Below are 12,545 nucleotides of genomic sequence, written 5' to 3'. Positions count from 1 at the left end.
GCTTTTATGTTAAATTCGTATTTAATATATTTCCATCCATCGCCTCGTGAAACGTATATGTTGTACATCCCCATGGCTTTCTATGCAAAATAGGAGAACCAGACCATCCCATTGCCCTCAGCTCCGCTCCAATCATCGAATTAAAATAATTATGACCTACAAGAGCAATACTTCCATGTACGAGAGCATAACGATGTAACAGGTAAGCCGCTTGCCTTGCCCTCTCTCTTACTTCCTTATAGGACTCAACACCTTTATGGTAGCCAAGTATCCATAATGTTCGTCCAATGAACATCCATACCTTAATTTTGCATTTCAACCACTTCGGAGCAAAAAAGCATGAAGGAACTTCAGCTTCTCTAAAAAGAGAATTTTGCATAAAAGATAAAGAATCCGTTAATTCAGCTGCTGATTGTACAGCACGCCTTTGATCACTTGTTAAGACAAATTTCGCTGCTTCAATTGCCTCTATTGTTTCTATCGGCATTTTAGCTTTTTGTATCATTGACTCGGAATCATACTGTTTCATCCATTCGTGAAATGAAGTAATTGTCATCGGTTCTCTTATACGACCTAAACAACCATGACGAATAAAAGAAATCTTCATTCTCTTCACTCTCCATTCATCACTTACGAACTTTATTATGCACTAGTTCTAAACATCATACCACGCAAGAAAATAAAGTTATATACCTTTACATCTCCCCACCACTATCATGTGTTATCGAAGCATGGATACCATCCATCCCATCAAAATATGTACTCGTATCATATTGACGAATCTTTTTTAAATGCATATAAGAAAATAAAAATAAAATTAAAGCTATAACACTCCCCACAAATTCAAACATCATTTTACCGCCTCTAATTTCTCCCACTTCAGTAGGTTATTCTACTTTTTCATTATACCTCGATATAAAGATTCCCGCATTTTCGCTATTTTTTTCAAATAACATGGATTTTTTACATATTTTCTTACAAAAAGTGAATATTTTTCGATTTTTTACTTTGGAAACATTTACAAAGTAGGAAATATGGTTCAAAATAGGAGGAAATAAAAAAACCCAAATTTATTCTTTTTTTGGGAAAACTGTAACAAGGAGAGTTGCTTATGCAGATCGCAGAAACTGGAGATATCATCGAATTTAAAGGTGGAATGCAAGGCCGTGTTCAAAAAGTAAATCAAAACTCTGTTATTGTTGATATAACAATTATGAAGAATTTTAGAGAACTAGATATGGAACCTCTTACAGTTGTAAGTCATAAAAACTATACTGTCATTAATCAAAATGCATAATATAATAGAAAGAAAGGGCCTGTATAGTATACAGGCCCTTTCTTTCTATTAACGATTATCAATTGTTTCCGGATATAGATCGTGGTTCATCATGCGGTAGTCAGCCATTTGTTCATACTTCGTCCCTGGGCGACCGTAGTTGCAGTATGGATCAATTGAAATGCCACCACGTGGTGTGAATTTCCCCCATACCTCAATGTAACGTGGATCCATTAATTTAATTAAGTCGTTCATAATAACGTTCATGCAATCTTCGTGGAAATCACCATGATTGCGGAAACTAAATAAATACAACTTTAAAGATTTACTCTCTACCATTTTTTGCTCTGGAATATAGCTAATATAAATTGTTGCAAAATCTGGTTGTCCTGTTTTCGGGCATAAACTTGTAAATTCAGGACAATTGAATTTTACAAAATAATCACGGTTTGGATGATTATTATCAAATACCTCTAATATTTCTGGGCTATATTCAAATAAATATTTTGTATTTTGATTTCCTAATAATGTTACATCTTTTAAATCTTCATCTAATCTTCCTGCCATTTTTAAACATCCCTTCTCATTATACACCGCGTTTATTTCCCCATACTAACGCATGAAGCTGAGGCAATACTTTTGCATCATTCATCTCTTTACAATTTACAGCTTTATCAATCAGCCACTCATACTTATCTAATAATTTTTTAATAAGCATCGCATCATCCACTGTTTTTGTATCATCGTTTCCTACTTGCAAGAAAAATGGTACCTTTGGATAACGTTCGTGCATCTTAACTGCATATTCAAAATCATAATCATCGAATACTACTACTTTTAAACTAATATCTTTTCCTGCTAGTTTCTGAATCATAGCATCTAACTTCTGAAAATCTGTTTTCATCGTCGAACTTGGTGGTTTTGGCGAAATTGTTACCTCATCAATTTCAAGTAACCAATCTTGCCACTTACTCCCTTGTGTTTCAATTGCCGTTCGCATTCCATTTTCTTTTAATATAGAAAGAAGAAACTCAATATTTTTCAGTAATGCCGGATTTCCACCTGAAATCGTAACATGAGAAAAATTTTCTCCTCCAATTGCAACAAGCTCACTCCAAATATCTTCTGCTGTCATCTGTCTAATTTGATCTTTAGCTGATCCATCCCACGTAAAAGCAGAATCACACCAAGCGCAGCTATAATCACAACCAGCTGTACGGATAAACATTGTCTTTTGCCCTACAACCATTCCTTCACCTTGAATAGTCGGACCGAATATTTCTAAGACAGGGATTTTACTCATCGAGCATCCACTCCCGTCTTACTTCCGCATAACTAGTCGGTGTCTCAAATAGACGAACGAATTCAACGCGAGCTCCCTTATATTCGTTCACACGATTCTCTTTTGTTAGTGCTTCTGCCATCTTTTCATAAATCCAAACGACCATATTTTCAGCAGTCGTATTCATTGCTGGTAACGTTTCGTTTAAATAACGATGATCTAAATGAATTTCTATTTCATTTTTCCAAATTTCTTTTATATCTCCAAAGTCAATTGCAAGACCTATTTCATTTACATATCCACTAATTCCAAATACAACTTTATATGTGTGACCATGTAAGTTTTTACATTTCCCTTCATAACAGTGTAAATGGTGCGCTGCATCAAATGTAAATTCCTTACTGACCATTACTCTTTTATTATGATATTTGAGTTGTTTACGCTGAATATCCTTGTCCATTTTTTGCAAATTCTCTACGATGCGAAATCCAAAAAAGTTATCCATTAGTTGTTCGCTCCTTCGCGTTCTTGCAGATACGTATCTAATCCTGCTTTACGAAGTTGACATGCTGGACATTCACCGCAACCATCACCAATGATTCCGTTATAACATGTTAATGTTTTTTCTCGAACAAACTCAAATGCTCCAAGTTCATCTGATAATTTCCATGTTTCAGCTTTATCAATCCACATAAGTGGCGTGTGAATGACAAACGGATAATCCATAGATAAATTTAATGTAACATTTAACGATTTCACAAACACGTCACGGCAGTCTGGATAACCGCTGAAATCAGTTTCACATACACCCGTTACAATATGACGTGCTCCCACTTGTTTTGCTAATACAGCAGCAAATGATAAGAAGAGTAAATTTCGTCCATCTACAAATGTCGATGGCAATTCACCTTCTTCATGTGTAATCTCCATATCCGTTCTCGTTAACGCATTTGGAGCAAGTTGATTTAATAGACTCATATCTAGTACCGTATGCTTTATTCCTAGCTCTTTCGCAATTTCCGCTGCACAATCAATTTCTAGCTTATGACGTTGATTGTAATTAAACGTTACAGCTTCTACCTCTGCAAACTGCTCTATTGCCCAAAATAAACATGTTGTACTATCTTGTCCTCCACTAAAAACAACAACTGCTTTTTCTTTTTTCATTACACTCATTCTCCTTCTCTACTATAAATAAGAAGAAAGAACGTTCTTGAACTGTCACAATAAAAAAACAAAACAATACCTAAGGATATTGTTGTTTCCATAGTTTTTTATAGAGGGAGTTCGCGAACCTCTCCCGCGCGGTGCACGGAATTTCTTCTTTCATTGACACAGCTTATTGTAACATATTGTATACTAGCGTAAAAATTTCTGATTTTTCGGTTATTTTTCATTTCATTTCTTTCATTTTATAGTATGATTAATTTAATATAAGAAGAGAGGGGGCATCCCACTGAAATCCTTTATTATTTATCTCTTTTTAAATATATTATTCATCCTGATTACAATGCTCGTATATCATTTATTTTGGAATCAAAAAGGGAAACGCTCTCCTAAATTAAATTCAGCTATATTTATTGTACTCTGTTGCCTCGCTACCGTACTCTGTATTACATTTGCAGCAAAAATAAATAATGGTTTTCAATTTGATATGCGCCATATTGTATTAATTGTCGGTACATTAACGGGAGGGCCTATTGCTGGTGGTTCTATCTTAGTTGTATTAAACATATATCGCTTATTATTAGGTGGGGTAGGTGTTTTCCCATCTCTTATCGGTTCTGTTCTTCTATTTATTGTTCTACTATTAACATATAAATTTTTCAATCGAACTTCTAATCGTATAAAAATAACACTTGCTATTATCTACAGTCTCACATACGGATTTAGTTGGATACCCTTCTTCCTTTCCAAGGTTACAAATAAGACTGATTATATACCGCATATTATTGTGTATGAGTTATGTTCAATGCTTGGTACAATCCTAATTTTATATTTACTACACATATTACAAACTCAAGTTCGTCTCCAAAACGAACTTATAAATGCTGAAAAGTTTCATTTAATTGGTGAAATGGCAGCATCTATCTCTCATGAAATTCGCAATCCATTAACTTCAACGAAAGGGTTTTTACAACTGTTACAATCAGATACATGCACTGAGCAGGAACGAAAATTATATATTGACATTGCCATTAACGGCATCGAACAAGCAAATCATGTTCTTACAGATTATTTAACCTTTGCCAAACCTAGCATTGAAAAAGAGCAAACATTACAGTTAGAAGAAGAATTACTACATGCATTGTCGTTAATTACACCGCTTGCTAATTTAACAAATGTACGTACTCATTATATAAAGCAAAGCACTTCTTTTTTTATCGCTGGAGAAAAGCAAAAACTAAATCAATGTTTATTAAATATTTTAAAAAATTGCATTGAGGCTATGCCAAAAGGCGGTGATCTTTATTTCACATTAGTTCCTGATCATAAGCATATTCAGTTATATATAAAAGATACAGGAGTCGGTATGGATTCGGAACAAGTAAAACGTCTTGGCTCTCCTTTTTATTCAACGAAAGAAAAAGGCACTGGACTTGGAATGATGGTCGTATTCAGTGTTGTTCAAGCTATGAATGGAAAAATTGATATTATAAGTGAAAAAGGAATCGGTACAACCTTTTTATTAACGTTTCCACTCATACAAAAAACGTGATGAAATACTCATCACGTTTTTTCTGTTCCTTCAACTAATTCAGCAAAAGCTTTCACTTTTCCGTGTGGTTGTTGATTTTCTTTACGTGCTTTCCAGGCGCGCTCTTCTTCTCGCTTCTTCTTAGACATGTTTTTTCAACTCCTTCTTTTCTTTCTCCATGTAGTATTCCAAAATAAGAAAGAAAACTATGCACGTATCAAAAAAGAAGTGGTTTCCCACTTCTTCCACTTTAGCGCTGCAAAATTGCATGTTTCGCCTCTTTTAACTGCGTAAGATGTCTTTGTTCATGCAAATCAAGAAATTGAACCCATTGATACAAATTCAGATCATTAAAAACAGGATGCTTTAATCCATTTTCAAATAGATCTTTTTCATCTATAACACTATGAAGTGCGTGTAATAGTTCTTGTCGTGAATGTTCTAGCAATTGAATTCCTTGCTGTTTTTTCATTAAAGTTTCTGTTGGTTGCATTTGCTGAGGAGCTTCTCGTTTATGTGTGCGATCAAGCGTAAGTTGGAGGTCTTTAAATGGAGTCATGTTTCTTTCATTTTTTTGTAAAGCATATACAAGGGCAGACGTGACAGATTGTTCAACTAAATGCAAGTGGTGTAAAATTTGAATAATACTCCATTTATCACGGCGTGGCTTTACATTCACTTCGGTGTCATTTAACATTTCAATTTCTGATAATAGCGTGCTTCGAGTAGACTGTAATGAGTTTACTAAACTTTCTAAACTTACATCCATATTAGATTGAAGCATACTTGTTCCCCCCTTTTGTTGGTCAAAAGAGGTGCTCCTTATTAGAAACACCCCTTTAGTATTCTGAATTTTCTTTTATTATCTCATCATTTTCCCATTATGTCGATGTTAAACATGTGAAAAAAAGTGCATGTTTTTTACAATTTTGTGTCGTCAATCGCATGTAACCATGCTTCAATTTCTGTAATAACACTTTTCACACAGCCTTCGGCAAATGGTGATGTTAAATTTGCAACTTCTACTAATTCTAAGAACGATTTACTTCCACCTTGTTGGCACAGATTCACATAATCTTCCCACGCCTCTTGTCTATTATCTCTTGCACGTTTCCAAAATTGTAGCGCACAAATTTGAGCAAGCGTGTAATCAATATAATAGAACGGTGAGCTATAAATATGCCCTTGACGTTGCCAAAAACCACCGCGCTCTAAATAATCATTATCCTCATAATCACGATGTGGTAAATATTTCTTCTCTATGTTACGCCATGCTGTCTTACGCTCTTCAGGTGATGCTTCAGGATTTTCATATACATAATGTTGATATTCATCAACAGATACACCATAAGGTAAAAACAGAAGTGCTGAACTTAAGTGAGAGAAGTAATATTTATCTGCATCTTCTTCAAAGAATAGCTTCATCCATGGCCATGTAAAGAATTCCATACTCATAGAGTGAATTTCACATGCCTCATATGTTGGCCAATTATATTCTGGAATTTCAAATTTACGACTTTCATATACTTGAAAAGCATGACCCGCTTCATGTGTTAATACATCAATGTCACCAGATGTTCCATTGAAGTTTGAGAAAATAAATGGCGCTTTATAATTCTCAATATATGTACAATATCCGCCACCAGCTTTTCCTTTTTTCGCAACTAAATCTAATAAATCATTATCTAGCATGAAATTGAAAAATTCATCTGTTTCAGCCGATAACTCTTTATACATTGTCTTTCCATGATCAACAATCCAATCCGCATCTCCTTTTGGAGTTGGGTTACCTGTAGCAAACTCATAGTTTTCGTCGTAATAAGCTAACTTCTCTACACCGATACGTGCTTGTTGTCGCTTTCTTAATTCCGTTGTAACGGGAACGATATAATCCAGCACTTGCTGACGGTAATTAGCCACCATCTCCGCATTATAATCTGTACGGTACATTCTTGCATATCCAAGTTCAACAAAGTTTTTGAAACCTAAAGATTTTGCGATTTTCGTTCTCACTTTAACAAGCTCATCATAAATACGATCTAGTTCTTCCTCATTTCCAGCTAAAAATCCGTAGTATGCTTCACTTGCTGCTTTACGTTCGCTTCTTTCTTTTCCTTGCATAAACGGAATCAGTTGCGATAACGTTCTTTCTTCTCCAGCAAAGTCAATTTTTGCAGATGCTAATAACTGTGTATATTGCGATGATAATTTATTTTCTAATTGTAAATCTTTCACGACTTCATCTGAATATGTATTTAAATCACATTCTGCTAGAGCAAATAATTGTTTTCCATAATACGCCTCTAATTCTTCACGAAATGGAGAATTAATGAGTGCCTTATAATATTTTGTACCATATCCTTGTACAACTGGAGAGAATTCATCAAAGAAATCCTGCTCCTCCTTATAAAAAGTATCCGTCGTATCAACAGAATGGCGAATGTAACAAAGGTTTCCCATTGTACCGAAATCGTTGCGAATTTCATTAATTGAATGAATGACTTGTTTTTGTTCTTCTACAGTTTTTGCGTTATCAAACTTCTCTAAAGCAACAGTAAATTTCTCTTTTAACTCTTCAATATTTGGGCGTTTATATTCATAGTCTTTAAATGACATGAACGAGCCTCCTCTCCATTACATACCTTTATTATAATTCAATACGTATTCTCGAATTCCCTCTTAATTTTCAACAAAATTCGGCAGTGACTGCCCTGAGTTCATTGCAAATAAAAAAGCCTTGGATTTACTTATCCAAAGCTCCTTTGGAACATATTATTTTTCATACTTCCCAATTTTTTTTAATAAATCAAGTAATTCATCTTTTTCATCTTTCGTTAACATTTCAAAAGACTGATGTATAACTTTCTCATGCCCCGGAAAAATAGAAGCAATAAAGGTCTCGCCAGACTCAGTTAATTGCGCGTAAATAACACGTCTGTCATTCGGACATGGGATTCTCTTTACTAATCCCTTTTTCTCCAGCTTATCTACAACATATGTAATGCTGCCACTAGCTATTAAAATGCGCTCACCAATTTGCTGAAGTGGTTGACCGCCTTTATGATATAGCAGTTCTAATACAGCAAATTCAGTTGGATTTAACCCGTTACTTTGTATAGATTTATTTGTAGTATCCATAACAGAACGATGCACACGAGATAATGCAATAAATACTTTTAAAGATTGAGAAATATCTTCTCGTTCATTATTTGATGTCATACAACTTTCAACCCTTCACTTAAATTCTCAGCAATAAAAAGAAAATGCCACTTCATACTTCATGTGAATTCCGAATGAACATTCACTCATTCATTTCCTCTCCCCTAATATATTAAGAATCATTCTTGAATAAAAACATGACAATTTTAACATAGTTTATATATAATGATAATAAAAAAAGAAGGAGTACCACATTTGAAAGTCAAATTCCAAAGCATAATTATATATATATTGCTTGTTATCCTACCGACAATAGGGATTGGTGCTACATTTTATTCGTATCATACATATAAAATGAAACAGGAAAACAAATTATCCGCTCATACAGTTCTCTTTTTATATAGAGATTATTTGGATCATCATCTTGGTGAAGCAATTTCTGCTTTAGACATGCTTGCAAAAGTTGTAGGCACCGAGACTGGTAATATAAATGGCATTAAACAAATTGTACATGATACAGATGGAAACGATGCACGCTTTTCTGGTCTATATTACGCTACACCAGAAGGAGTCATTACAATCGCATCTAAAGATGAATCAAAGCCTATAGATGTTTCAGACCGTAAATATATTCAAGACGTGCTCCAAACTAAAAAAACCACTGTATCATCAGTCATTACTGATCGCGTTCTTGGACATAAAGCTATTATGATTGCTGCTCCCATATTTAATAAACAGAAGGAGCTCTCAGGATTATTATTAGCTAGTTTACGCTTTGATTACATTTCATCTTCTTTAAATGCCATTAAACCACAATACCATTTTGAGGTAACTGATAAACATGATGTAGTTTTTCTAACCGATGATAATAACGACACAAGTGATACGCATTCTAATATGCTTACTACCCCACTCCAAAGATTAAATTGGAAGGTCTCTGTTTCTCCATTACCTATTCATCAAAAAACCTTATACCAGTGGGTTACAATAGAGTGTATCGCTACTTTATTTTTAATGTCTATTTTATTTTTACTTGTTCAATACATGTTGTTAAAACGTCAAACAAAACTTGAAAGACAACAAAATGAACTACAGAAAATTGAATTAGTTGGAACTTTTGCAGCGAGTACAGCACACGAAATCCGTAATCCTCTTACTGGAATTAAAGGACTCGTCGCTCTATTAAAAGAGAAATATAAAGATGAGCAAGATCAGTTCTACTTTTCCGTAATTGAACAAGAAATAGAGCGAATCAATGAAATTGTAAGTGAATTTCTTATTCTCGGAAAGCCAACCGCCATCATCGAACAAACATATGATGTAAGAACAATTCTAAATGAGATAGCATTAATTATTCAATCTGAGGCGAATTTACATAACATTGTATTCCATTTACATTTGCCAGACCATCCTGTTCATATCCGTTGTTCGAAAGACCATATGAAACAAGTGGTTTTAAACATTACAAAAAATGCAATTGAGGCCATGACTTCTAGTGATACACTAACCATTGTAGTAAAAAACAATGAAACACACGCACAATTGCAGATTACAGATACTGGAAAAGGGATTCCGCAACATATTCAAAAACACCTCTTTCATCCGTTCTTTACTAATAAAGATACTGGAACAGGTCTTGGACTTGTCATATGTAAACGAATTGTAGAGATGTATAATGGGCATATTTTTATTGACAGTACAGAAAACGAAGGAACGACAGTTCATATCGAAATTCCGTTACACATAGTATAATTATCCTTATCCTATAAGGGTAATTATACTTATTTCATAAAACCAGCCACAAGCATTCGCCAAAAATTATTTGATTTTCCTTCATACCCGATTTGGAAAATAGGTATTTTTATAATTGAAAACCATTTCGGTGTTTGTTTGTCTTTATAACATTGATATTGTAAAATAAGCTTGTCCAATTCTTGACTAACTTGAATTGTCTCCCTACTATTTAACCCACTTGTTAATCCTAGTTGAATCATTTCTTCACGTTTCATATGAATATCACGTGAAAGCTTTTCTAATGTGTACTTCCTTTTTACAGTAAACATCCATATCCCCCTTATTATACTTCCATGCTCTTAACTTCACTTCTCCATTGACTTTTTTAACTACTTAATCATATGCAAATTTGAAGAATCAGAAATTTTAACATTTTCTCCCTGTAATTTACAAATCTTTACCCTCACTTTGAGAATTATTACAAATTATTCTATCTTTGTAAATACATTCGCAATAATAGACATTTTTTTCATCTTGTTTTTTTATAAATTCTACGTAAACCGGGGATTCTTAATTTTCCACCTACTTTTCTTCGACATTTTTTGTTTAATTTATATAAAAAAGCAAAACATAATGATGATTGATAAAGTGAAACTTTAATCAGTGTTTTTTGTTCAGCCCCCACTGATTATTAGCATTCACCAATCGGGTAGGCAGTGAATCTCCCACCTATCCAGCCCAATGTTGAGGTGGGAGTCTTACTACCACAAATAGCGGGATAACAATAGAAAGGAAATATTTATATGCGAAAATATACGATTGCATTATTCATCATTGTTTTGTTTTTACCGTCCTTCTTATTTCCTATTCAAGCAAATGCTCATACGAATAAAGTTGCTATTGTCATTGATGATTTCGGTAATAATATGAAGGGGACTAATCAAATGTTATCACTTCCCATTCCACTCACTGTTGCTGTTATGCCTTTTCTTCCTTCCACAAAAGAAGATGCAATAGCTGCCCATAAGAAAGGCCATGAAGTTATTATACATATGCCAATGGAACCTATAAAAGGCAAAAAAGAATGGCTTGGGCCGAAAGCAATTACAACTGATTTAAGTGATGAAGAAATAAACAACCGACTTGAACAAGCGATTCAAGAAGTACCGCATGCAGTTGGAATGAACAATCATATGGGCTCAAAAGTAACAGCGGATGAAAGAATTGTTCGCCTTATACTTGCTGCTTGTAAAAAACACGGTTTATTTTACTTAGATAGTAAAACTAACCCTAATAGTGTCGTCCCAAAAATCGGAAAAGAATTAGGAGTTCCTATTATTGAAAACCAACTATTTTTTGATGATGTGTATACAGCAAGGCATATTTCAAAACAAGCCCAATTACTCATCAAAAAAATTCAAGAAAAACCTATTATGGTAGCTATCGGGCATGTGGGTCCTCCAGGTGAAATTACATCACGCGTTATTGAAACTTCTATCCCTAAAATTCGTGAGCATGCAGACTTTATTTTCTTATCTGATCTAGCATTATCCCCGCCTCCTGTTTCAAAATAAAGTTCATTACTCACATAAAGTGAAACTTTAATTAGCCCTCACCAATCGGGCTTTTACGGGCAACACCCGCCCACCTAACTTCTTTGCTTTCACCAAATTTTGAGACATGGATTTTACTGCCCACAAATAGCGGGACAAAAAAGTACCTATCTATATATAACAGATAGGTACTTTTCTTTTTAACTTAAATATAATCTACGTGACTCACTCTGAATCCTTTTTTCTCTATTTTTCCGATTAATTGCTTTAATTTTGTTTCATCTAACTCATCTGATATATTTACAATAACGCGGCGGATATATTGATCACCGTTATCTAGCGTAAATAGGCCACCAATATTATATGCTTTTAACAATGTACCAAGCTCTTTAATCGTTCCTTTACAATCTTGTGTTGCAATTGTTAATATATAACCACCTGTTCGCATACCAAATGAATCTTCAATAACATCAAATATATTCGAATGCGTTAACATACCAACAAATTCATTATAATCATTTAGCACGGCTAAAAACGGAAGCCGACGAATTACATAAAAAGCTCTGAAGAAGGAATCCTTTTCAAAAATAAATGCATTAGAATCAGCGAGCATATCTCCTGCACTTACATGCTCTAATCCGCTATTGCATTTTTTTTCTAATAAATCTACTTTATAAATAATCCCCGTGAATTTCTTCTCATCTTCTGCTAATACTGGGATGGCTCGAAATCCCGTTTCGTTCATCATTTGCAGTGCCTCTTCACCAGAATCATTTATCTTGCAAAATGTTACTTGCTGTTTTGGCAGAAAATGATATTTAACTCGCAAAATATGTTCCTCCT

At 34.2% G+C, this 12,545-nt stretch carries 16 protein-coding genes and 1 riboswitch; of the genes, 4 read left to right on the top strand and 12 right to left on the bottom strand.

Going from position 1 to position 12,545, the window contains the following annotated elements; genetic code table 11:
- Window positions 1-4 precede the first annotated feature (4 nt).
- Together F3I02_RS16350 and F3I02_RS16345 are read right to left on the bottom strand one after the other, a co-directional pair.
- Window positions 5-607, bottom strand: coding sequence for a histidine phosphatase family protein (locus tag F3I02_RS16350; RefSeq protein ID WP_000703095.1), 603 nt, complete (start codon window positions 605-607; stop codon window positions 5-7).
- Window positions 608-695: 88 nt separating this feature from the next.
- Complete coding sequence (locus tag F3I02_RS16345; RefSeq protein ID WP_000461432.1) at window positions 696-851, bottom strand: hypothetical protein; 156 nt, start codon at window positions 849-851, stop codon at window positions 696-698.
- Between the two features lie 260 nt (window positions 852-1,111).
- Here F3I02_RS16345 and F3I02_RS16340 point away from each other — a divergent pair, with 260 nt between their 5' ends.
- Entirely contained in the window at window positions 1,112-1,297 is a 186-nt protein-coding gene (locus tag F3I02_RS16340; RefSeq protein WP_001165082.1) for a YkvS family protein, read from the top strand.
- Between the two features lie 48 nt (window positions 1,298-1,345).
- On the opposite strand, the gene queF is transcribed toward F3I02_RS16340, so the two are convergent.
- The 4 genes from queF to queC are packed head-to-tail and all read right to left on the bottom strand — an operon-like array spanning window position 1,346 to window position 3,725.
- Window positions 1,346-1,843: a preQ(1) synthase gene (gene queF, locus F3I02_RS16335; protein ID WP_002163902.1), complete on the bottom strand. Its 498-nt coding sequence runs from the start codon at window positions 1,841-1,843 to the stop codon at window positions 1,346-1,348.
- Between the two features lie 19 nt (window positions 1,844-1,862).
- Window positions 1,863-2,579: a 7-carboxy-7-deazaguanine synthase QueE gene (queE, locus tag F3I02_RS16330; protein ID WP_000036275.1), complete on the bottom strand. Its 717-nt coding sequence runs from the start codon at window positions 2,577-2,579 to the stop codon at window positions 1,863-1,865.
- Window positions 2,572-3,063 carry a 6-carboxytetrahydropterin synthase QueD gene (gene queD, locus F3I02_RS16325; RefSeq protein ID WP_000368409.1) on the bottom strand — a complete coding sequence of 164 codons (492 nt, stop codon included), beginning with the start codon at window positions 3,061-3,063 and terminating at the stop codon, window positions 2,572-2,574. The genes queE and queD overlap by 8 nt, the downstream gene beginning before the upstream one ends.
- Window positions 3,063-3,725, bottom strand: a complete 663-nt coding sequence (gene queC / locus F3I02_RS16320) for a 7-cyano-7-deazaguanine synthase QueC (RefSeq protein WP_000711595.1) — start codon at window positions 3,723-3,725, stop codon at window positions 3,063-3,065. The genes queD and queC overlap by 1 nt, the downstream gene beginning before the upstream one ends.
- Before the next feature lie 93 nt (window positions 3,726-3,818).
- A riboswitch (PreQ1 riboswitch) is annotated at window positions 3,819-3,862 on the bottom strand.
- A gap of 206 nt (window positions 3,863-4,068) precedes the next feature.
- Here queC and kinB point away from each other — a divergent pair.
- Window positions 4,069-5,277 (top strand): sporulation sensor histidine kinase KinB, encoded by a 1,209-nt coding sequence (gene kinB, locus F3I02_RS16315; RefSeq protein ID WP_002163901.1) that lies wholly within the window; start codon window positions 4,069-4,071, stop codon window positions 5,275-5,277.
- A gap of 11 nt (window positions 5,278-5,288) precedes the next feature.
- Here the strand turns inward: kinB and F3I02_RS33960 are convergent, their stop codons facing one another.
- From F3I02_RS33960 to F3I02_RS16300, 4 genes are all read right to left on the bottom strand, one after another.
- Complete coding sequence (locus tag F3I02_RS33960) at window positions 5,289-5,405, bottom strand: DUF6254 family protein (RefSeq protein ID WP_000038355.1); 117 nt, start codon at window positions 5,403-5,405, stop codon at window positions 5,289-5,291.
- Between the two features lie 101 nt (window positions 5,406-5,506).
- Complete coding sequence (locus tag F3I02_RS16310; RefSeq protein WP_000941971.1) at window positions 5,507-6,040, bottom strand: DinB family protein; 534 nt, start codon at window positions 6,038-6,040, stop codon at window positions 5,507-5,509.
- 137 nt (window positions 6,041-6,177) lie between these two features.
- On the bottom strand, window positions 6,178-7,872 hold the full coding sequence (locus F3I02_RS16305; protein WP_196478181.1) for a M3 family oligoendopeptidase: 1,695 nt from the start codon (window positions 7,870-7,872) through the stop codon (window positions 6,178-6,180).
- Between the two features lie 156 nt (window positions 7,873-8,028).
- Window positions 8,029-8,475 (bottom strand): MarR family winged helix-turn-helix transcriptional regulator, encoded by a 447-nt coding sequence (locus F3I02_RS16300; protein ID WP_000203347.1) that lies wholly within the window; start codon window positions 8,473-8,475, stop codon window positions 8,029-8,031.
- A gap of 195 nt (window positions 8,476-8,670) precedes the next feature.
- Here F3I02_RS16300 and F3I02_RS16295 point away from each other — a divergent pair, with 195 nt between their 5' ends.
- Window positions 8,671-10,167, top strand: a complete 1,497-nt coding sequence (locus F3I02_RS16295; RefSeq protein WP_196478180.1) for a DUF3149 domain-containing protein — start codon at window positions 8,671-8,673, stop codon at window positions 10,165-10,167.
- A gap of 29 nt (window positions 10,168-10,196) precedes the next feature.
- On the opposite strand, the gene F3I02_RS16290 is transcribed toward F3I02_RS16295, so the two are convergent.
- Complete coding sequence (locus tag F3I02_RS16290; RefSeq protein WP_000495534.1) at window positions 10,197-10,478, bottom strand: aspartyl-phosphate phosphatase Spo0E family protein; 282 nt, start codon at window positions 10,476-10,478, stop codon at window positions 10,197-10,199.
- Between the two features lie 474 nt (window positions 10,479-10,952).
- Between F3I02_RS16290 and F3I02_RS16285 the strand changes: the two genes are divergently transcribed.
- Window positions 10,953-11,723 carry a divergent polysaccharide deacetylase family protein gene (locus F3I02_RS16285; RefSeq protein WP_196478179.1) on the top strand — a complete coding sequence of 257 codons (771 nt, stop codon included), beginning with the start codon at window positions 10,953-10,955 and terminating at the stop codon, window positions 11,721-11,723.
- Window positions 11,724-11,907: 184 nt separating this feature from the next.
- On the opposite strand, the gene cbpA is transcribed toward F3I02_RS16285, so the two are convergent.
- Window positions 11,908-12,531 (bottom strand): cyclic di-AMP binding protein CbpA, encoded by a 624-nt coding sequence (cbpA, locus tag F3I02_RS16280; protein WP_001264205.1) that lies wholly within the window; start codon window positions 12,529-12,531, stop codon window positions 11,908-11,910.
- Window positions 12,532-12,545 lie beyond the last annotated feature (14 nt).

Origin of the sequence: Bacillus sp. SRB3LM (assembly GCF_015712745.1) — a bacterium.
Classification (GTDB): domain Bacteria; phylum Bacillota; class Bacilli; order Bacillales; family Bacillaceae_G; genus Bacillus_A; species Bacillus_A thuringiensis_K.
The sequence above is the reverse complement of the archived record's forward strand: the minus strand, read 5'-3'. Positions and strand labels throughout refer to the sequence as shown.